The organism is Myxococcus guangdongensis, assembly GCF_024198255.1.
GTDB lineage: Bacteria > Myxococcota > Myxococcia > Myxococcales > Myxococcaceae > Myxococcus > Myxococcus guangdongensis.
Map to the genome: position 1 here is coordinate 884,171 of NZ_JAJVKW010000002.1, position 19,987 is coordinate 904,157.

The 19,987-nt window shown below is 68.4% G+C and carries 21 protein-coding genes; 13 read left to right on the top strand and 8 right to left on the bottom strand.

What is annotated here, in order from left to right:
- Nucleotides 1-40 precede the first annotated feature (40 nt).
- Together LXT21_RS08380 and LXT21_RS08385 are read left to right on the top strand one after the other, a co-directional pair.
- Complete coding sequence (locus LXT21_RS08380; protein ID WP_254037558.1) at nt 41-1,183, top strand: esterase/lipase family protein; 1,143 nt, start codon at nt 41-43, stop codon at nt 1,181-1,183.
- Nucleotides 1,184-1,341: 158 nt separating this feature from the next.
- Nucleotides 1,342-2,856: a hypothetical protein gene (locus tag LXT21_RS08385; protein ID WP_254037559.1), complete on the top strand. Its 1,515-nt coding sequence runs from the start codon at nt 1,342-1,344 to the stop codon at nt 2,854-2,856.
- Nucleotides 2,857-2,886: 30 nt separating this feature from the next.
- On the opposite strand, the gene pdxR is transcribed toward LXT21_RS08385, so the two are convergent.
- Complete coding sequence (gene pdxR / locus LXT21_RS08390) at nt 2,887-4,353, bottom strand: MocR-like pyridoxine biosynthesis transcription factor PdxR (RefSeq protein ID WP_254037560.1); 1,467 nt, start codon at nt 4,351-4,353, stop codon at nt 2,887-2,889.
- A 124-nt stretch (nt 4,354-4,477) separates the two neighbouring features.
- Between pdxR and LXT21_RS08395 the strand changes: the two genes are divergently transcribed.
- Nucleotides 4,478-4,915, top strand: a complete 438-nt coding sequence (locus LXT21_RS08395; protein WP_074949113.1) for a rhodanese-like domain-containing protein — start codon at nt 4,478-4,480, stop codon at nt 4,913-4,915.
- Between the two features lie 5 nt (nt 4,916-4,920).
- Here the strand turns inward: LXT21_RS08395 and LXT21_RS08400 are convergent, their stop codons facing one another.
- Nucleotides 4,921-6,012 carry a TonB C-terminal domain-containing protein gene (locus tag LXT21_RS08400; protein ID WP_254037561.1) on the bottom strand — a complete coding sequence of 364 codons (1,092 nt, stop codon included), beginning with the start codon at nt 6,010-6,012 and terminating at the stop codon, nt 4,921-4,923.
- 321 nt (nt 6,013-6,333) lie between these two features.
- Between LXT21_RS08400 and dps the strand changes: the two genes are divergently transcribed.
- The 6 genes from dps (at nt 6,334) to LXT21_RS08430 (ending at nt 10,988) form a co-directional block, all read left to right on the top strand.
- A complete protein-coding gene (gene dps, locus LXT21_RS08405) occupies nt 6,334-6,888 on the top strand; it encodes a DNA starvation/stationary phase protection protein Dps (protein WP_254037562.1) in 555 nt (184 codons plus the stop codon).
- 104 nt (nt 6,889-6,992) lie between these two features.
- Nucleotides 6,993-7,856 carry an SDR family oxidoreductase gene (locus tag LXT21_RS08410; protein ID WP_254037563.1) on the top strand — a complete coding sequence of 288 codons (864 nt, stop codon included), beginning with the start codon at nt 6,993-6,995 and terminating at the stop codon, nt 7,854-7,856.
- Nucleotides 7,853-8,470 (top strand): glutathione S-transferase family protein, encoded by a 618-nt coding sequence (locus LXT21_RS08415; protein ID WP_254037564.1) that lies wholly within the window; start codon nt 7,853-7,855, stop codon nt 8,468-8,470. Before LXT21_RS08410 ends, LXT21_RS08415 begins: the two co-directional genes overlap by 4 nt.
- A 58-nt stretch (nt 8,471-8,528) precedes the next feature.
- Entirely contained in the window at nt 8,529-9,971 is a 1,443-nt protein-coding gene (locus LXT21_RS08420) for a protein adenylyltransferase SelO (protein ID WP_254037778.1), read from the top strand.
- Between the two features lie 46 nt (nt 9,972-10,017).
- Nucleotides 10,018-10,566 carry a hypothetical protein gene (locus LXT21_RS08425; RefSeq protein ID WP_254037565.1) on the top strand — a complete coding sequence of 183 codons (549 nt, stop codon included), beginning with the start codon at nt 10,018-10,020 and terminating at the stop codon, nt 10,564-10,566.
- The gene (locus tag LXT21_RS08430) at nt 10,563-10,988 is read left to right on the top strand and encodes a hypothetical protein (protein WP_254037566.1); all 426 of its coding nucleotides are present in this window, start codon (nt 10,563-10,565) and stop codon (nt 10,986-10,988) included. The genes LXT21_RS08425 and LXT21_RS08430 overlap by 4 nt, the downstream gene beginning before the upstream one ends.
- 128 nt (nt 10,989-11,116) lie before the next feature.
- On the opposite strand, the gene LXT21_RS08435 is transcribed toward LXT21_RS08430, so the two are convergent.
- From LXT21_RS08435 to LXT21_RS08445, 3 genes are all read right to left on the bottom strand, one after another.
- Entirely contained in the window at nt 11,117-11,629 is a 513-nt protein-coding gene (locus LXT21_RS08435) for an Imm21 family immunity protein (RefSeq protein ID WP_254037567.1), read from the bottom strand.
- A 62-nt stretch (nt 11,630-11,691) separates the two neighbouring features.
- Nucleotides 11,692-12,261: an imm11 family protein gene (locus LXT21_RS08440; protein WP_254037568.1), complete on the bottom strand. Its 570-nt coding sequence runs from the start codon at nt 12,259-12,261 to the stop codon at nt 11,692-11,694.
- Nucleotides 12,262-12,264: 3 nt separating this feature from the next.
- The gene (locus LXT21_RS08445) at nt 12,265-13,578 is read right to left on the bottom strand and encodes an AHH domain-containing protein (protein ID WP_254037569.1); all 1,314 of its coding nucleotides are present in this window, start codon (nt 13,576-13,578) and stop codon (nt 12,265-12,267) included.
- Between the two features lie 181 nt (nt 13,579-13,759).
- Between LXT21_RS08445 and LXT21_RS08450 the strand changes: the two genes are divergently transcribed.
- The 3 genes from LXT21_RS08450 to LXT21_RS08460 all read left to right on the top strand — a co-directional run bounded on the left by LXT21_RS08450 (nt 13,760) and on the right by LXT21_RS08460 (nt 15,947).
- The gene (locus LXT21_RS08450; protein WP_254037570.1) at nt 13,760-14,413 is read left to right on the top strand and encodes a hypothetical protein; all 654 of its coding nucleotides are present in this window, start codon (nt 13,760-13,762) and stop codon (nt 14,411-14,413) included.
- A 90-nt stretch (nt 14,414-14,503) separates the two neighbouring features.
- Nucleotides 14,504-15,043: an inorganic diphosphatase gene (locus LXT21_RS08455; protein ID WP_254037571.1), complete on the top strand. Its 540-nt coding sequence runs from the start codon at nt 14,504-14,506 to the stop codon at nt 15,041-15,043.
- A 4-nt stretch (nt 15,044-15,047) separates the two neighbouring features.
- Nucleotides 15,048-15,947, top strand: a complete 900-nt coding sequence (locus tag LXT21_RS08460) for a CHAD domain-containing protein (protein ID WP_254037572.1) — start codon at nt 15,048-15,050, stop codon at nt 15,945-15,947.
- A 1-nt stretch (nt 15,948) separates the two neighbouring features.
- Here LXT21_RS08460 and LXT21_RS08465 read toward each other — a convergent pair whose 3' ends face one another.
- From LXT21_RS08465 to LXT21_RS08475, 3 genes are all read right to left on the bottom strand, one after another.
- The gene (locus LXT21_RS08465; RefSeq protein WP_254037573.1) at nt 15,949-16,527 is read right to left on the bottom strand and encodes a DUF4142 domain-containing protein; all 579 of its coding nucleotides are present in this window, start codon (nt 16,525-16,527) and stop codon (nt 15,949-15,951) included.
- A gap of 118 nt (nt 16,528-16,645) precedes the next feature.
- On the bottom strand, nt 16,646-17,005 hold the full coding sequence (locus LXT21_RS08470) for a tenascin-X (RefSeq protein ID WP_254037574.1): 360 nt from the start codon (nt 17,003-17,005) through the stop codon (nt 16,646-16,648).
- 78 nt (nt 17,006-17,083) lie between these two features.
- The gene (locus tag LXT21_RS08475; protein WP_254037575.1) at nt 17,084-18,565 is read right to left on the bottom strand and encodes a hypothetical protein; all 1,482 of its coding nucleotides are present in this window, start codon (nt 18,563-18,565) and stop codon (nt 17,084-17,086) included.
- Between the two features lie 166 nt (nt 18,566-18,731).
- On the opposite strand from LXT21_RS08475, the gene LXT21_RS08480 reads away from it, so the two are divergent.
- On the top strand, nt 18,732-19,985 hold the full coding sequence (locus LXT21_RS08480) for an Hsp70 family protein (protein WP_254037576.1): 1,254 nt from the start codon (nt 18,732-18,734) through the stop codon (nt 19,983-19,985).
- Nucleotides 19,986-19,987: the final 2 nt, after the last annotated feature.

The window sequence follows — 19,987 nt, forward strand, 5'->3', positions numbered from 1 at the left end:
CCGAGGGGAACCACGCGGCGCGTCAGGTATGGTGGAGGCAATGGCCGCGAAGCACCACATCTATCTCGTCCCCGGTTTTTTCGGGTTCATCAATCTGGGCGAGCTCGTCTACTTCGGACACGCGCTCGACTACTTGAAGGCGGAGCTGGCCCGGCGGGGCATGACGGACTCGGAGGTCACCATCGTCCTGTCCCATCCGACGGCGTCCATCCGCACGCGCACCGCGGACCTGCTCAAGGTGGTGCAGGAGACGGCGAGCGGGGACGACGGGCCCATCCATCTGGTGGGGCACTCGACGGGCGGGCTGGACGCGCGGCTGTTCACGAGCCCCGGGGCGCAGCTGGCGGAGGGGCTGGAGCTGGAGCCGTTCGCGCGCCGGGTGCGCTCGGTGGTGACGGTGTCCACGCCGCACGCGGGCACGCCGCTGGCGTCGTTCTTCCTGGGGTTGTTCGGCCAGCGGCTGTTGAAGCTGTTGTCGCTGTTCACGGTGTACGTGCTGCGCTTCGGCCGGCTGCCGCTGCGGGTGGTGTTCCGCTTCGGGCACCTGATGGCGCGCGCGGATGACCAGCTCGGCTGGAAGCAGACGCTGCTGGACCAGCTCTATGACCAGCTCTTGGGGGACTTCTCCTCCGAGCGGCGCGACGCGGTGTCGAAGTTCCTGAGCGACGTGGGCAACGACACGTCGCTGATTCCGCAGCTCACGCCGGAGGGCATCGACCTGTTCAACGCGAGCACCGTGGACCGGCCGGGCGTGCGCTATGGCTCGGTGGTGACGCAGGCCCGGCCGCCGTCGCTGCGCACGCGCGTGTCCGCGGGCCTGGACCCGTACGCGCAGCTCACGCACACCATCTACGCGTTCGTGTACGGCCAGACGCAGCGCATGCCGCTGACGGCGCTGCCACTGCACTCGCCCGCGCAGACGGCGGCGCTGGTGCAGGCGTATGGCGCGATGCCGGGACCCACGGCGTGTGATGGCATCGTCCCCACGCGCTCACAGGTGTACGGACGCGTGCTCGCGGCGGTGCGCGCGGACCACCTGGATGCCATCGGCCACTTCGACCAGCCCGCGCACCAGCCGCCGCACGTGGACTGGCTCATCTCCGGCTCCGGCTTCCGGCGGCCCCAGTTCGAGGCCACCTGGAAGAGCATCACCGACTTCATCTTCGAGGATGCGTCGCGCTGAGGCCGGTGGCCGCGGGACTGGCGCCCATGAATATGGAATGAGCCTGCCTCGTAGAGAGCAGCAATGGCTCACGGCCATCCGCCCCCGGATAAGGGGTTCCCCTGATCGAGGGCGTTCCCAGGCGAAGTAGTGTCTTGGATTCGCCCAGGAGGTGCGCCTTGTCATTGGGTTTCGAGCTCGAACTCCCCCACGTCACCGTCAAGGCCGACATGGCCGGCAAGGGCAAGTGTGAGCCACTCCGGTATGACGGGTTCAAGGGACTGCCGCTCTTCCGTTCCCGGAATCGAAGCATCGCGGGCGTCATCGAGTACGCGGGCCGCGATGGACCTTCCTTGTTGGAGCTCGTGACCGCCCCCGCCCGGGACCCCTATCGGGAGCGGGAATGGGAGGAGATGATCGACGCCGTCAAACGCATCCGGAACAAGCTGGACGGCTTCCTCCAAAGCAAACCCAGCGGAGCGCCGATGAAAGAGACGCTGGACGCGCTCAACGTGGGCGTCGCCAAGGACTGGCAGTTGCTCGAAGAGAGCAGCCTCGCGCGCCACACGAAGCTCCAGCAGTCCCTGAAGCAGGACCTCCACCTCCCAAAGAACTTCAGCAAGGCCAAGCCCAATGGCCTCCAGTCGCTGGTGCAAAGACTTGGCGAGACCCTGCACGTCAACGGAACGGGTCCGTCAGAGAGCCTGCAGATCAGCTTCTCGACGAACCTCTCCACGTTGGGAGAACTCGTCCAGCGTTCACCCGGGGGGCCCTTCGAAGAGTTACTCGGCTGGTGCGAGGTCGAAAAACAGGCGCCCGAACTCGTCGGCCAGCTGATGCTGACCCACTTCCTCGAGAACAATCCCGACGCCGCCTCCCTCGGAAAGAAGGAGCCAGCCCTGATTGGCTTTCTCTATTTCCTCTTCCATCGGCTGGCCGCGGAGAACGTCGAGAAGAAATACCAGATGGTGAGCAAGAATCGCTTCTGCCTCCTCCCTCGATTCAACCTTCGCAGGGCCCGAGCCCATCTGGACACAGCCAGCCAGGGCTGGTTGGGGTCCCAGATGGAGAGTCCCGACGCTGTCTACATGAGCGTGCTCGATGCGGTCAGGACCTACCGCCACAACACCTCTCCGTTGTCGCTGGAGACCACGCTGTCGAGCTTCCTCCCAGACGTCCACGGCAAGGCCCTCCGCGATTCGGACAACACCTACGGCACCTTCCTGCAAGCGGTGCTCACGGACACGGTGCCTGAGGGCTCCAAGCTGGCCGACGTCGACCGGCTGGTCATCGACGTCGAGGACACGACCCACTGTCCTGAGTACATGCGCGGCTGGCCCAACCTCGTCCTGGAGCTACGCCCTGACCCGCGCATCTCGGACGTGAGCCAGCTCAAGCAAGAGACGGCGCGGTTCACTCGCTACGACACCGAGCCCACGCTCAACCCTCCCGCGCTGCTGCGCGCGCCCCGCGTCGCGACAGCGACGATTCAGTGTCACGCCTGCAGCCGCGACCATGGCGCGTTCCCCTCGGGTCCTTGGGGGCACTGGCACATCTGTACCCGCTGCTACTTCGTCTATTGCAACGTCTGCGGCAACATGCTGCGTTCCGCCAGTCAACAGCCCCGCTTCGCGGTGCGCACCACCCGGGCCTGTGATGACTGCGACCACCCCACCGAGTTGGTGTACTGGTAGCGCCCCCCGAGCCCTCTCTCGCCTGAGGATTCACTCGAGCAGCCGCGACAACTCCCGGACCGCCCCACGAAGCCCGGCGGGGCTCGCTCCCGAGAAGCCCAGCACCCAGCCCTGCTCACGCGCCCGTCCCAGATAGAGCGGCGACAGTCGACGCGCGCCCAGCCGCCGTTCCTCCATTCGTGGCTGCGCATCGCGCCGTCCCGACAGGAAGGCCGTGACGTGCATGCCCGCCTCGGCCTCTCCCAGCCTTAGCGCGGGGTGTCCCTCACGCCGCCAGGCATCCAGCAGCGCGTCACGCCGCTCCGCGTAGACCTGCCGCATCTGCCTCAGATGCGCGACGTAGTGGCCCGCCTCCATGAAGTCCGCCATCGCCGCCTGCGTCAGCACGGGCGCATGCCCCTCCGTCGACGCTCGCGCGGAGGCGAACGCATCCACGAGTGAGTCGGGCACCACGAGGAACGCGAGCCGCAGCGACGGGAACATCACCTTGTTGAACGTCCCCGCATAGAGCACCCGCCCCGCCGCGTCCATGCCCTGCATGGCCGCCACCGGCCGCGTCGCGTAGCGGAACTCGCTGTCGTAGTCGTCCTCGAGCACCCACATCCCAGAGGCCCGCGCATGCTCCAGCAAGGCCAGTCGCCTCGGCAGGCTCATCGTCACGCCCAGCGGGTACTGATGCGAGGGCGTGACGTACACCAGCCGCGCCCTCGGCGCCCGCGCCCTGCCTGTGTCCACCTGGAGCCCCTGTGCGTCCACCGGCACCGGATGCAGCCGCGCGCCCGCCGCGTCGAACGCCACGCGCGCGCCCAGGTAGCCCGGCTCCTCCAGCCACACGCCATCGCCCTCATCCAGGAGCAGCCGCGCCGTCAAATCCAACGCCTGCTGCGTGCTGGAGAAGACCAGCACCTGACGCCAATCACAGCGCACGCCACGCGCGGGCCCCAGGTGTGCCGCGATGGCCTCGCGCAGGGGACGAAAACCCTCGGGCTCCCCGGAGAGCATCCGCTCCGGCACCAACGCCCTCGCCTGCCTCGCGACGGCGCGCGCCCACGCCTTCGCCGGAAACAGCTCCAACGCGGGGAGGCACGGCGTGAAGGGACGCACGTCCCGTGCCTCGGGTGGGAGCACGTCGCTCGCCATCCGCCGTCCCCGGCGGGAGAGTCCAGCGCCCCGGGCCGACGACGCGCCGCCGCGCACACGGGTGCTTCGCGGCGCGCGTGAATGCTCCGGCAGCGCGACGGTGCTCCCCGAGCCCACGCGCCGCTCCAGGAGTCCCTCCGCGTCGAGCTGCGCGAAGGCCTCCTCCACCGTCCCACGCGAGAGCCCCAGCTCCCGGGAGAGCGTGCGCGTGGAGGGCAGCCGGCTCCGGGGCGCCAGCGTGCCCGAGAGGATGGCCTCGCGCAGCCGCTCGTAGAGGCGCCGATGCAGCGGGCCTGTCCCCCGACTCGGGTCCAGCATCAGGAAGGACAGCGGCACGCCTTGGGAGCGCTTCGACATGCCCCCTCACGTAACCGGGCCCCGCGAAATGGTCCACTCCGGGGCATCGAAGTGGTGCTTTCCCATGGGCCACTTGGAGCGCACTGTTCCGGGCATCACGGCCCACCGGCCAGGAGCCCCTCGCATGACCACTCCCTTCTCGTTCGTCCTCGAAGTCCCCGCCGCGTCACCCGAGGAGGCCCGTCGCCACTTCCTCGCGAAGCTCTCCGTGGAGACCGACGCCGCCGACGTGCACCTGGACCTGGAGCGCGGCAAGAAGGGCTTCGTCGTCGTGGACACCCGCTCGCCGGACGCCTACGCCCAGCGCCACATCCCAGGCGCGCTGAACCTCCCCACGCGCACCCTCTCCGAGACCACCACCGCCCGCTTGAGCAAGGACGACGTCATCGTCACCTACTGCTGGGGCCCGGGCTGCAACGGCTCCACGCGCGCAGCCGCGAAGCTGGCCGCGCTCGGCTTCCGCGTGAAGGAGATGCTGGGGGGAATCGAGTACTGGGTGAAGGAGGGCTACGCCACCGAGGGCACGGCGCCCCAGGGCCAACCCGTGTACGCGGAGCGCTGAGCCCTTCAGTACACGCCGATGAGGATGACCTTCACGCGCGGGTTGCCCACGTACTCCTCCAGGCGCCAGCGACTGCGCAGCCCATCCGAGCGGAGCCCATGGCCCGACTCCGGCGGCGAGTCCGCGCTGGCCAGCGCCTCTTTCAGGTGCGCGACGGCCCACGCGTCGAACTTCGGGTCGCCGGAGCCCTCCAGCACCCGGAGGTCCACCAGCTCACCCTCGCGCGTCTGCCGCACCTCCACCACCGCGGCGAGCGCGAGAATCGGCTCGGTGATGTCCACCATGAACATGGGCGCCGCGCGCCCCGCCTCCACCGCGGCCTGCATGCGGTTGCGCTCCTCGAGACGACGGTCGCGCTTCTGCGCCACGGAGGGCGTCCCCGTCTTCCCGTAGCGCTCGGTGGCCTCCACCTGCTCGCGCTTCATCCGCGAGCCCAGCACCTTCAGGTCCGGCGACGGCGGGTTCACCAGCTTCTTGGCGAACCGGTCCTGGAGGTTCGTGAAGTACGGGTTCACCGCGCCGCTCTCGGCGCGCGCCGAGGCCGCCACGTCCGCCGCCCAGCCATCCACGCGCGCCTGGGCCTCCTCCGCCTGCTCGCGCGCAATCACGCTCGGGTCCGGCCCCGCGTCACCGTTGTTGCGCAGCGTCCGCCCGGACTGCGACGGGCCCACCGGCATTCCGCCCACCCAGCCCTTGGGCATCAGCGAAATCGCCGGCCCGCGCGCACGGGGAGCATCCGCGGGCAGCTCGTCGGCCTGCGGTGTGTCCTCCTGCTTCCCGCCCCCCGGTGCCTGCGCGACCTGCGGGGGCTCCGTCGAAGGGGAGGACGGCGGCGTGGCGGGCGCCTTCGCCAGGTCCGACGGCGGGCGCTCCGGCTTGCGCGAGGGCTTGGGGGCCTGCGGCGCGGCGGGGCTCGGCGCCGGAGCGGGCGGGGCCACCGGCGGCGCCTTGAGCGGTACGTAGACGATGTCCATCTCCGTCACCGTCGTCCGCTTCGCGGGCACAGGCCCGCTCATGCGCGACAGCGCCACGAACAGCGCCGCGTGCAGGAGCAGCGACAGGACGACCGCGATGGACCACGAAGAGCGCCGGGACACACCTGAAGTCTGCCTCCAGTGCGCCCCGAGATGAAGCACTTCGCCGCCCGAAATGTCCGTCCCCGAGCCCCCACCCGGCCCCTCCCGTGGCGAAGGAGGCTTCGAGCCACGTCGTCGGAGCCCCTAGGAGCAGGCCTGTCTTCCGGGGAAACCCCTCGGAGTGGAGCCTGCCTCGCGCTGCTCACGCCGGGGCTGGCCGCCACGTGTCGTCGGGGAGACCGCCCGGTTGGCCGGCCGCTCTGCGGGCGTGATGGGCCGCCATGGCGCATGTGGGAGGTCATCCCCACTCTTCGGAAAGCTTTCTGGAGGGAGCGCCACACCATGAACTTTCCCAGCCATGTGAATGTCGCCAGTGAGAAGCGTGAGGAGATCATCGACCTGCTCAACACGCTGCTGGCCGACTCCATCGACCTGCACTGGCAGATCAAACAAGCGCACTGGAACATCCGGGGCACACACTTCTACAGCCGCCACCTGCTGTTCGACGACCTGGCCAAGCACGCGCGCAAGCAGGCCGACGAGTTCGCCGAGCGCGCCGGCACCCTGGGCGGCTACGCCGAGGGCACCATCCGCCTGGCCGCCAAGAACAGCGAGCTGCCCGAGTACGACCTCAAGGCGGTGGAGAGCGAGGACCACCTGAAGGCCCTGGTGGACCGCTTCGCCCGCTACGCGGCCTCCATCCGCGGCGGCATCCAGCGCTGCGATGAGCTGGAGGAGCCCATCACCGTGGACCTGCTGACCCAGGTGCTGGGCGACGTGGAGCTGGACATGTGGTTCCTGGAGAGCCACCTCAACGGCGGCGCTCGCCCGGGCACGCGCCCTGGCAAGGGTGGCCGGGACGCGGGCACCGAGCCCTCGCGCCCCTCCAACGCCTGAGGCCACGACAAGGGTCGTCCCTTCCACACGGGCCCGGCGCTTCCACGAGCGTCCGGGCCCGCGTCGGCATATAGAAGGCGTCCTCGAAATCCTGGGGACGTCACATGAGCGCCGAGACACGGATGGACGGGAAGGTGTGCCTCATCACCGGGGCCACCGGCGGTATCGGCCTGGAGACCTCGAAGGCCCTGGCCCGCTTGGGCGCCACCGTGGTGCTCGTGGGCCGGGACGCCACTCGCACCCAGGCCGCCGTGGACGCCGTGAAGGCGGCGGCGCCGGACGCCCGGGTCGACTTCATCCTCGCGGACCTGAGCTCGCTGTCCGCCGTGCGCGCGCTGGCGAAGGTGTTCCTCTCGCGCTACTCGCGGCTGGATGTGCTGGTGAACAACGCGGGGCTCATCATCGACCGCCGGCAGGTGACGGTGGATGGGCTGGAGGCGACGCTCGCCACGAACCACCTGGCGCCCTTCCTGCTCACGAACCTCCTGTTGGACACGCTCAAGGCCAGCGGCGCCGCGCGGGTCATCAACCTGTCGTCGGACGTGCACTACATCGGCAAGCTGGACTTCGACGACCTGCAGAGCGAGCGCCGCTATGACGGCTTCCGCGTCTACGCCACGTCGAAGCTGGCCAACGTCCTGTTCACCCACGCGCTGGCGAAGCGGCTGGAGGGCACGGCCGTGACGACGAACGCGGTGCACCCGGGCGTGGTGCGCTCGGGCTTCGGGCACAACACGCTGGGCTTCTTCAAGTGGATCGTGAAGCTGGGCGGGCCGTTCTTCTTGTCGCCGGCAGGGGGCGCCAGGACGTCCATCTACCTGGCCACCTCGCCCGACGTGGAGAAGGTCTCCGGGAAGTACTTCGTTCGACGCAAGAAGAGGAAGCCGTCCGCGGCCGCGCGGGACGACGCCCTCGCAGAGCAACTCTGGCGCGAAAGCGCGCGGCTCACGGGAGTCACCACACCATGATTGACCTGTACACGTTCGCCACGCCCAACGGGCGCAAGGTCTCCATCGCCCTGGAGGAGCTGGGGCTGACCTACACCGCGAAGTCGGTGGACATCTCCAAGGGCGAGCAGTTCAAGCCCGAGTTCCTGGCCGTCAATCCCAACAACAAGATTCCGGCCATCGTCGACGCGCAGGGGCCGGGTGGTCAGCCCATCACGGTCTTCGAGTCGGGCGCCATCCTGCTGTACCTGGCGGAGAAGACGGGGAAGCTGATGCCCTCGGACCTGCGCGGCAAGGCGCAGGTGACGCAGTGGCTGATGTTCCAGATGGGCGGCGTGGGGCCCATGTTCGGGCAGCTCAACCACTTCGCGCGCTTCCACTCCTCGAAGATTCCCTACGCCATCGACCGGTACACGCAGGAGTCGAAGCGGCTGCTCAAGGTGCTCGACGGGCAGCTCGGCAAGGGTGACCACGTCGCGGGGGCGTACTCCATCGCGGACATCTCGCTGTATCCGTGGGTGGCGGGCATGCAGAGCTACTTCCCGGAGCTGTTCGCGGGCCTGACGCGCGTGCCGCAGTGGCTCGCGCGCGTGGGCAGCCGCCCCGCCGTGCAGCGCGGCATGAAGATTCCCTGAGTCGTCCTCCTGGGATGCGGCCGGACGACGGCCGCGTCCCCGCATGTTGTCCTCCGTCATGCCCACGCTCGAACAACTCGTCTTCGACAACACGTACGCCCGCCTGCCGTCTGGATTTGGAGCGAGGGTGGCGCCCCGCGCCTTCCCGGACGCCCGGCTGTTGAGCGTGAACCCCTCGGCGATGCGGCTGTTGGGGTTGGAGCCGGAGGAGGCGCGGCGGCCGGAGTTCGTCGAGGCCTTCGGCGGTGGCAGGCCGCTGCCGGGCATGGAGCCCTTCGCGATGGTGTACGCGGGGCATCAGTTCGGCGTGTACGTGCCGCGGCTGGGGGACGGGCGCGCGATTCTCCTGGGCGAGGTGCGCACGGCGGATGGGGCGAAGTGGGATTTGCACCTGAAGGGCGGAGGCCCGACGCCGTTCTCACGCAGCGGGGATGGGCGCGCGGTGCTGCGCTCGTCCATCCGCGAGTACCTGTGCGGCGAGGCGATGCACGGATTGGGAATCCCGACCACGCGGACGTTGTGTCTGATTGGCGGGGATGAGTCGGTGTACCGCGAGGAGGTGGAGACCGGCGCGATGATTGTGCGGATGGCGCCCTCGCACGTGCGGTTCGGGACGTTCGAGTACTTCCATTACACCGAGCAGCCCGAGCAGGTGGCGCGGCTGGCGGACCACGTCATCGACGGGCACTTCCCGCACCTGTCCGGGGTGGAGGGGCGGTATGCGCGCTTCTACGCGGAGGTGGTGGAGCGCACGGCGCGGTTGGTGGCGCGATGGCAGGCGGTGGGCTTCGCGCACGGGGTGATGAACACGGACAACATGTCCATCCTGGGGCTCACGCTGGACTATGGGCCCTTTGGGTTCCTGGATGACTTCGAGCCGGGGTTCATCTGCAACCACTCGGACCACCGGGGCCGGTATGCGTTCGACCAGCAGCCGCGCATCGCGATGTGGAACCTGGCGTGCCTGGGTGAGGCGCTGTTGACGCTGATGACCGAGGACGAGGCCCGCGCGGCGCTGGCCACGTTCGAGCCGACGTTCAGCGCGCAGTTCCTGTCCTTGATGCGCGAGAAGCTGGGGCTGCGGGAGGCACGCGAGGAGGACCGGGGGCTCGTGGGGGATTTGTTCTCGGTGATGGCCGAGGCGGCGGTGGACTACACGCGCTTCTTCCGAGCGCTCGGGCGGGTGGAGGAGGCGGGGGTGATGTTCGCGGACCGCGTGCCGTTCGAAGCGTGGGCGGAGCGCTACCGGGCGCGGCTGGTGGCGGAGGGGAGCGTGGACGAGGAGCGCAGGGTCCGGATGGAGCGGGTGAATCCGCGGTACGTGCTGCGCAATTGGATGGCGCAGGCGGCCATCGACCGGGCGCGGCAGGGGGACTCCTCGGAGGTGGTCCGGTTGCTGTCCGCACTGGCGGATCCGTTCACCCAGCGCCCGGAGTACGAGGAGTACACGGTGGCGCCGCCTGCCTGGGGTCGGCACCTGGTGGTGAGCTGCAGCTCTTGAGGGGTTGGCTGGTGTTCGAGGGAAGCGGTGGATTAGAAAGACGGCCATGCGTCAGGTCGTCATTCCCAAGAACGAGCTCAGTGAGTTCGATTTGCCCCGGGTGTGCGTCATCACCGGGCAGACGGAAGGCATCACGTTCCAGCCGGTGAAGTTCTCGTGGTACCCGCGCTGGCTGCTCATCTTCGTGCCGTTCGCGGCGCTCATCGTGCTGCTGGTGGCGATGCTGCTGACGAAGAGGGCGCAGGGGACGTTGCCGTTCAGCGAGGAGGGCTGGGCGCAGTGGAAGCGCGCGAAGGTCGTCTTCGGGTTGTCGTTCCTGGGGACCATCGCCGTGTTGTTCGGCTCCATCGCCACCTTCGCGGGGAACACGCGGACAGGGGGCTACCTGATGGTGGCTGTCCTGGTGGCCGTGCTCATCCCCGTGGTGGCGTACTTCGTGGCGGTGAAGGGGAAGGTGCCGCAGGTGTTGCGCATCGACGACCGGAACGTCACGTTGCAGCTTCCCAGCAATGAGGCGGCGTCCGCCATCCTGAGGCATCTCCAGGCGGGACAGGCCTCGAGGGCGATGCCAGCGCGTGAGGTGCGCTCGGCATGAGCGTGGAGGCACCGCCGGAGGGGGCGAGCTGTGCGGCGCATCCGGAGGCCGGGGCGAGCTGGGTGTGCCTGCGCTGTGGCACGTTCATGTGCCCGGCGTGTGAGCGCCGGGTGCGGCCGGAGGCACGGCCCATGTGTCCGCCGTGCTGGGACTTGCGCTCGCGCGTCGTGCCGGGGGAGGAGAGCACCAGCAAGTCGACGGTCATCACGGGCTTCGTCCTGGGCGTGATGTCACTGCTCCCCTTCTGCTTCATCCTGCAGGGGGGCGCGGTGGTCATGAACCTCGTGATGATGAGCCGCGTGGCGAAGACGCCCGAGCTCGCGAGACTGCGCTGGATGCCCATCGCGGGCCTCGCCTGCTCGGGACTTGGCCTCGCCATCACGCTGCTGGTCTGGCTGCTGGGGGGCGACGTGCGGGACTGAGCGATGCGGGGCGACAGGACGCGCCATCAGACATCGCCTTCAGCAAGCCGTCGGACCTAGGCAATGATTTTCGAGCCGATGCGCCGAAGCAGCGACGACAGCCACACGAGGCCATAGGCCACAGGCAATCAGCGCCAAAAGCAATGAAGAATCATCCCAACCTCCTTCACATCATCCCTGACCACATAAGTCCTAACCAAAGAAACTCCGCGCGGCGGAATAAACTCCACCGTCACAGCGCCTGAGCCATCGGCGCCACTATCAAACACACTATAAACTTCATCACACAGCCCAACACAGTGTGTTTCAACCGCACTCAACTCATCAAGCTTCGCATTGAGTGCCACGTCCACTAGTTGCTCTGCCGAAGGAGCGAACATCCAGCGCACAATCACCGGACCCTCCGGGCGAGCAACAACCGCTGTTCGCAGAGGCTCATCTCCGAGAACCAGTACGTCCCCCCACTCACGACAGAGCAAGCCCAGATAGTCCGCTACCCCGCAGGCTTCTTCATAGTCGGCAGGAGTCCCTTTCCACTCAGCGATGACAGAGCGCGGGATGACAACAAGGGGCCCACCCGCTGACTCGATCCACTCCGTGCTCAGCACAGCAGTCTCCCTCTCCAGGACGCAAGGCACCATTCATCCTGGCCCCGAAACTCTCTCTCCAGTAGCAGCTCCAGCGCCACCTGGATCTTCATCCCTCAGACCTCGTCGAATCTGCCGCCGAAGATGCCATTGGCCTCCAGCGCGTCCTTGATGTCCTCATCGACGATGATGGGAGCGTGCCATCCCCAGGTCCGGAACACGCGCGCGTCGCCAACCTTCGTCTTGTCGATTCGCAACCTGGACACTGAACGGTACTCCCCGACCCGCTCCGTGTACTCGTCCGCGGTACGAATCTGGACCTCCGCACATGCGGCATCATCGATGCACCGAATCTTTCGAGCCACGTTGAGCAGGAAGAAGGACCCAGTTTCTCCTTCAACGTCCACGGGGAAGAGCTGAACATCCTCGGGGGCCATCTGGCGGAACAGTGACGCGACGCGGTCGCTGACAATTGGCGCCTGCCCTGCCCCCGCGGTCGTGAAGTCCAGTGAAGCCCCCGCTTGATCGAGCGGGATGCACAATCGCTCGGTCAACTCGACCGGCTTGCCCTGGATGAACTGCCAGATGTCCTCCATCTCGTCTCCGGCGGGATTCTGAGGGTCCGACAGGTACCAACGGCCGGGCACGTATACGTCGATCTTCAAATCAAAGAAGCGGCGCCCCATGTGTCATCCCTCGATGTCCTTCAACACCAGCTTCCGGAGCCAACTACCAGGGGTCGTCAGGTCCCGCGCAATCTTCGCCAGCTCGTCGACAAGCGCGACACGACACTTCGCGGGCCCTCGACAGCCCTGCATGGCATCCGTGAGCCTGCGGAGCACCTCCTGATGATACTCAGCAGGGTGCGGGCCTTTATGCCCCTGGATTCGTACGAGGTTCGCGGTGTCATTCAGGCTCATGTTCGCTCGTTCGAAGAACGCCTGGAAGATCGGCGTCCATGGGCCACCGGCTACCTCGGAGATCTCGTTCTTGTCAGTGCAGATATGGTGGACGTTGCCCTCCGGGTCACCCTGGATGACGCCTCCAGTCTGCGCGGAGGCGCCCGGCCCCATCGCCACGGCGGCGACCGCCGTCGGCGCGAGCGTCACGTTCAACACTCCGGCGGAAGCCACCGAGATGGCCTGCACCTCGCCGACCAAAGCCCCCGTGAGGAGGAAGCCACCCTCCATCTGCGCCCGTGTCGCCGCGAGAGCGAAGCCCGGCAGCCTCGGCCCCTGCGCGGCCATCGCGCCCCTTCCACCCAGCGCGGACAACGCGACGACCACCAGGACCCGCGCGCCGTTGTCCCCGAGGAGCTTGCCGAAGCGGTGCCCCGCCCGCTCGAGGTCCGCGAAGTTCGCCGCCGCCTTCGACTCGTCCATGAGCCGCAGGAACCCCTGCCCGAGATTCCACACCGGCCCGGTCCCCAAATACGCAATCAACGACGCTGTCAGCGCCACCGCGACGAGCTTCGTGATGGGCTCCGGCGCCACCAACATCACCAGCGCCGTCCCAATCAGGGATGTCACCATCGCGCGCAAGGCTGCCGCGTTCACCACGTCATCGAGCGCCTCCTCCACTCCCTCCCAGACCGTGTCGAGCGCGAAGTAGAGCGCCATCATCCTGCGCTCCATCGGCCCCAGCGCGAGCCCTCCCGCCAGCATTCCCAGGCAGTTTCCAGGATCATCCTGCCGCTGGCAGATGCGCTCATACTCCGGAGAAACGGCGCGTCCTTGCGCCCCATCCACGAAGCCACCCGAGGACGCGAGCAACGAGCGACGGAGGTCCTCCTCCTCACTCTCCCTGAACGCCACATCCAGCTTCATGTCGAGCACGAGCCGGGAGACCACCTCCCTGAAGGCGTCCTCTTCGATCTCGACCGGCGCTGACTCCACCGGCCTGTAGGCGATGGCGGCCCCAGGCCCGGTCCTCAGGTTCACGACACGGGGCGCTGAACACCCGACACCGAGCAAGAGCAGGGCGATAAATCCCTGGAGTTTCATGTCTTCCCCCCAGCCCTGACACCAAATGCCTCGGGCGGTCCGGCGCGACATAACAGTCCAGACAGACAACCTCAAAGGTCACCAAATCAAGATATGACTCCCTACATCTTTTCACTTCCACTCCAGCGACGGAGCCACCCGGCACTTGAGTTCCCGCCCCGCGCTCGCCCAGGATGTCCGCATGCGCGCCCTGCTGCTCCTCGCCGTGCTCCTGGCCTCCTTCGCCCAGGCCCAGACGGCCCGTCCCTCCTCCTTGATTCCGAACTTCGACGACGCCCGCGACAAGGCCCCCGAGCGCTCGTGCGACAAGGACTGGAGCGGCCGCGTCACCTGGGGGCTCTGCACCCTCTCCCGGCAACCCGACGCCCTCTGGTTCCTCGAGAAGAACGACGCCCTCATCCGCGCCAGCTCGAAGGCCTGCGGCCAGAACCAGTCCATCAAGAGCCTCACCCTGTCGAGCTGCGGCAAGACCGACGCCACCATCGTCGACGCCTCCCCCTGCATCTCGCAGCTCACCACCTGCCTGCATGAGCTCGGCAAGGGCCTCATCGTCGTGGAGCACTACGACGTCGGCAACGCCACCACCTACGTGCGCGTCTACGACGTCCCCAACCGCAAGCTCCTCACCTCCGAGGAGTGGAAGAACGGCTGCACCTCCAGCGCCTGCTCCGTCGGCGCCCTCCAGGACGTCGATGGCGACGGGCTCCCGGAAATCGTCTTCCGCCAGTCCCGCGAGCCCTCCGCCCTCCCCGAGCGCATCCTCAAGTGGAGGGGCACCTCCTTCCAGAACGTCGGCCGCTTCCTCTGGAAGGGCCAGCCCACCCAGGCCCGGTAGACTTCTCGACACTCGGAAGGTTGGCGACCCGTAACGTCGCCCACATGGGCTCTTGCCGAGATGCACCTCCGGCACGACCTTTCACCTTCCATGACGACGGACCTCTCCCGCCTGCCCACGCGCGGGCCCCAGGGCGCCTTCCACGTCGTCGTCGAGTCGCCTCGCGGCTCGACGGTGAAGCTCAAGTACGACACCGCGCTCTCGGCCTTCTCGCTCTCGCGCCCCCTCACCCGGGGACTGCGCTACCCCTTCGACTGGGGCTTCATCCCCTCCACCCTCGGCCCGGACGGAGATCCGCTCGACGCCATGGTCCTGTGGGACGACTCCACCTGGCCCGGCGTCGTGCTGCCCTGCCGCGCCCTCGGCGTCCTCCTGGTCGACCAGAAGAAGAAGGACGGCAAGCCCGGTGAGCGCGAGCGCAATGACCGCATCCTCGCCATCCCCACCCAGGCGCCTCGCGCCGAACAGCTGCGCACCTACCAGGACATCTCCCACCGCGAGCGCGACGAGCTGGCGCACTTCTTCCTCACCGTCGTGCACTTCGCCGACAAGGACGCCCGAGTCCTCGGCTGGGAAGGCCCCGAGGCCGCCGAGCAGATGATTCGCACCTACCCCGCGAAGAAAGGCTGACCCCATGGCTCAACCCACGCCCATCCGAGGCCTCGGCCCCGACAGCGAACTGGGACAGGCCGCGCGCCGCATCCTCGCCGGACGGCTCGCCGATGTCCGCAAGCCGGAGTCCAAGCTCAACGGCACCATCGACGACGACGCCGTCCACGACATGCGCGTCGCCACCCGCAGGCTCCGCGCCGCGCTCCAGGTGTTCCGCCCCCTGGGTGGACTCACCAAGCTGGAGCACGAGGTGAAGCGCCTCCAGGACGCGCTCGGCGACGTGCGGGACCTCCACGTCCAGGCCCTGTGGCTGGAGGACGTCGCGAAGAAGGCGCGCCGGGAGAAGCCGCAGACGCGCAAGGGCATCGCCGCGCTGGGCAAGGCCCAGCTGTCCGGACTGGCGCCGAAGGAGAAGCGACTGCGCTCGGAGTTGAAGCGCTGGGCGGCTCGCACCCTGCCTCGCATGCTGCGCAAAGTGGATGGCCTGGAGGATGACCACCGCTTCGGCGGGCGCCGCGTGAAGGAGCCCCTGCACTGGCGCGTGCGCCGCGTGCACAAGCGGATGAAGGTCTACATGGACGCGCCCGACGCCGTCTCCGCCCATGTGCTGCGCAAGGAATTGAAGAAGCTGCGCTACGAGCTCGAAATCTTCCAGCCCGCCTTCCGACGGACCCTCGGCGCGCTGACCGAGATGCTCGTCCCGCTCCAGGAAGGACTCGGCGAGCTGCACGACGCGGACGTCCGGCTGGAGGTCTTCGAGCGGCTCGCCGCGGGCGGCAAGCCCCAGGAGCGCAAGGCGGCCCGCGCCCTGCTCCCCCTCATCCGCGAGGGCCGCGCGAAGCGCTCCGCCGAGATTGCCCGCGAGCTCCAGCGCTGGCACGCCGAGGACATCCCCAAGCGGCTGCTCCAGGTCCTCTCGTAGCTCAGGGCGCAGGGGCGTCGAAGACGGCCTTCTGGATGGACAGGGCCTCCTCCAGATGCCCCTGCACCGCCTTGCGCTGCGCCGTGAGCAACTGGCTCAAGGCCACGTTGCTCGACTGGGGCAACAGCAGGGAGTCCACCAGCATGGCCGTGCGCGCATGGAGCGCGAGCTGCACGTCCATCAACGCCAGGTCCAAGCGCGTCCCCTCCAGCGAGTCCAGCTCCGCCATCATGTGCTGGGCCTCCGCCATGAGCATGGAGGACAGCTCGCTGTCCGCGGGCCGGAGCTCCTGGTCCACGGCCACCATGCCCAGCTCCTCGCGCGCCACGGTGTGCTCGGTGACCATCTTCACGCTGAAGGCTCGCACCGACGCGGTCGTCGCGCGGGACTGCCCGAGCGCCCCGAAGGCAATCTCGTTCTCGTTCGCGACCTGCATCGCCCGGAGGATTTGCGCGTCCGTGAGCTCCACCGTCCGCACGCTGAGCCCCGGCACCTGGCTCTCGCTCGACTCACTCATGCAGCCCATCACCACCACCACGCCCGCCAGCAGCGCGCCCATCCACCCTCTCACCCCGTGCATGTCCCCTCCCTGATTCCCACCCAGGCTGGCGGAGGTTGGGGAGGGGCAGGTGCGAGCGGTATGGGCGCGGGAACCGTTGCCACTGTCCGGCGGACGATAGGTGCCCGACCGACGATGCTCAGCCGTCGCAGTCCAACGGACAGCTCTGGTGCGTCTCCGTGCCGATGCAATAGCCGTCGCCACACCCGTCACCCGGAGCGTCGCAGTCCGCCGGGCAGCTCTGGTGCGTCTCCGCGCCGAGGCAAGCGCCGTCCCCACACGTGTCCGGTGGAGGCTCGCAGTCCGCCGGGCATGTCACCCAGTCCTCACCGGAGCCGCACTCCCCATCCTGCTTGCAGAGCGCGGGTTCTTGCGGGTCGTCCCACAGGGACGCGGCCTCGCTGGCGGTCGGCTCGGGGGCTTGCTCGACGGCTCCACCACAGCCCATCACCACGCCCAACCCCAGTGCTCCCAGGATGACGACGAGACGCTGCTTCATGATGAGACCTCCTCGGATGTGAGGAGGCCTCTCGTATCACGTGGCGATTCTCGACACCCCGTCACCAGAGCGATGGGGTTACTGCTGCGGTGTGGGTTGCGTGTCCTGGAGTGGGGTGGTGGAGCCGGTGGGCCCACCCGGAGAGGTGGCCTCGATGCGCGTCGCCGTGGCCTCGCCCGTCTCGTCCATGGTGTACGCGGCGCGCACCTGGGCTCCCTCCGGGAGGTCCTCGGCGACCGACTGCATGCCGTTCACCATCACCAACGTCGAGGGGCTCACCGACACGCGGAGCTGGGGCTCGCCGTTCTCGCTGAGCAGCACCTCGCTCTCGGAGGCTCGCACCACCTCGCCGTTGAACAGTTGTTCCGCGCCGAGCTGGGACTGGGCCGCGGATGACGCCGTGCCGCCCTGCCATGTCCCCGTGGGCGGAACGGGGAGCATGACCACGGGCTGCTGGGTTTGCTGCGTGCCCGTCCCGGTCTGTGTCTGGGCCCCCGTGCTTCCTGTCGAGGTTCCCGTCTGAGGCTGTGTCTGCGTATCGGTGGAGGGCGCGGTGGCCACGGGCTGCTGCGTGTCCGAAGTGGATGCGCTGGGCTGCGGCTCCGTCTTGCCGAGGATCTGCTCCTGCTGCTGCCGTGCATCGAGCTGCTCGAGGGGTGAGAGGGGCTGGGGTCCCTCCTCGACGGGTTGCGCGGTTTGTGTCGAGGACTGCGCGGAGCTGCTCGAATCGGTGGAGGGCAATGACTGGGAGTCGCCCGCCACGGAGGATCCTCCGATTCCAGGCTCCGTGTTGGACTGGGACGGGACCGACGGGCTCGATGAAGTCTCCGCGCTCGAACCACTGGCCGCCGTGCCGGACTGTCTCGCCTGATGCTCCGCGCGCAGTTCGGCCTTCCGCTCCGCCTCGCGTTCCGACGCAAGGTCGCTGGCGTCGTCCGTCAGCGTCCCCGTGGCTCCCGTGCCCTGCTGGGACTGTGCCGTCTGCTGCTGCGCATCCGCACCTTGCTGCCCCGCCTGTGCGGTCTGCTGCTGCGCATCCGCGCCTTGCTGACCCGCCTGTGTGGTCTGCTGCGGTGCCTCGCCCACCTGACTCGCCTGCGCGGACTGCTGTTGTGCGGTTGCGTCTTGCTGTCCCGCCGGTGCGGACTGCGGCCCGGCCTCGCCCGTCTGAACTGCCTGCGCGCTCTGCGGCCCGGCCTCGCCCCTCTGCCCCGCCTGAGCGCCCTGAGCCTGCATGGCGTGTTGCCGAGCCACATCGGCCTGCTGCCCCGCCTGCGTGGCCTGACGCTGTGCCTCGGCCGCCTGCTGTCCGGCCTGCTGCCGTGCATCCGTGCCTGCCTGTGCGCCCTGGCCCGACGGCTGACCAGCCTGCTGGGCCTCGGCGGATTCTCGCCCGGCCCGGCCCTTCGCCTCGTCCAGCTCGCGTTGCTCTCGCTGGACGTCCTCGCGAGCCTGGGCGGCCTGCTGTTGCTGCTCGTCCGCCTGCGACGACTTCGACCGACATCCCGTGACGAGCAACGCGGCGGCCGAGGCCATTGCCCACTTCGCGCGGAGCTTCATGAAACCTCCTGTCGTGACTGCCCGAACAAGGAACATGGGAAGTCATCGAACTCCGCCCAACCCACGCCCTCTCCGGGCGGACGCCCACTCGGCCGTCCTACATCGGGCAGCCCACCTCACGACGCCCTACCCTTTCAGGGACTTTGGGGATAAGGGGCGCACCCCCATGCACGCCTGCGGACTCGACTTCGGAACCAGCAACACCGCGGCGGCCCTGCCTGATGGCACGGTGCTGTCCCTGCAACCCCACACCCCGGAGCCCCGGCTCTATCGCTCCGTCATGTTCTTCCCGGACGACGAGCGCGAAATCTACACGGGCGCCGACGCCATCAACCGCTACCTCGAGGACAACACCGGACGCTTCATCCAGTCCGTGAAGTCCTTCCTCCACTCCAGCTCCTTCCGCGCCACCCAGGTCAAGGGCCGCACCTTCACCATCGAGGACCTGGTCGCCATCCTCCTGCGCCGCGTGCGCGAGGCCGCCGGCGCCCACATGGGCACGCCCCCGGAGGCCGTCGTCCTCGGCCGCCCCGCCGTGTTCACGCCGGACCCGGACGCGGACGCGCTCGCCCAGAAGCGCCTGCACCGCGCCGCCGAGCTCGCCGGCTTCCAGCACATCGAGTTCCTCATCGAGCCCATCGCCGCCGCGCTCGCCTACGAGGCCCAGCTCACCCGCGACGAACTCGTCCTCGTGGCCGACTTCGGCGCCGGCACCACCGACCTCACCCTGATGCGCCTGGGCCCCTCACGCCGGGGCGCCAAGGACCGCCGCCCGGACGTCGTCGGCTCCACCGGCGTGCGCATCGGCGGAGATCGCTTCGACGCCGAAATCATGCGCCACAAGCTCCTGCCCCGCTTCGGCGCCGGCTCCACGTACCGGGTGCGCGGCCTGAGCGACAAGCGCCTGCCCATTCCGCAACACATCATGGCCAAGCTGATGTCCTGGCACGAGATGTCCTTCATCCGTGAGAAGTCCACCCAGGAGCTGCTCAACACGATGATGGAGACCAGCGACAAGCCGACCGAAATCCAGGCCCTCCACGACCTGGTGGTCGACAACCTGGGCTACCGCCTGTTCCGCGCCATCGAAGCCGCCAAGGTGCGCCTGTCCCGCGAGGACGTCGCCACCATCGACTTCGAGGAGGCTCGCATCAACCTCCACGAGCTCATCACCCGCGCCGAGTTCGACGCCTTCAGCCAGCCGCTGCTCGACGAGCTGGAGCAGTGCACGCAAGGTCTGCTCGCGCGCCACCCGGAGGCCGAGCACATCGACGCGGTGTTCCTCACCGGCGGCTCGTCGCAGATTCCCGCCGTGCGCCAGCTCTACGTGCGCCGCTTCGGCGAGGAGCGCGTGCGCACCGCCGATGCCTTCACCTCCGTGGCCGAGGGCCTCGGCCGCGCCTCCGCCACCGTGGGCTGAGC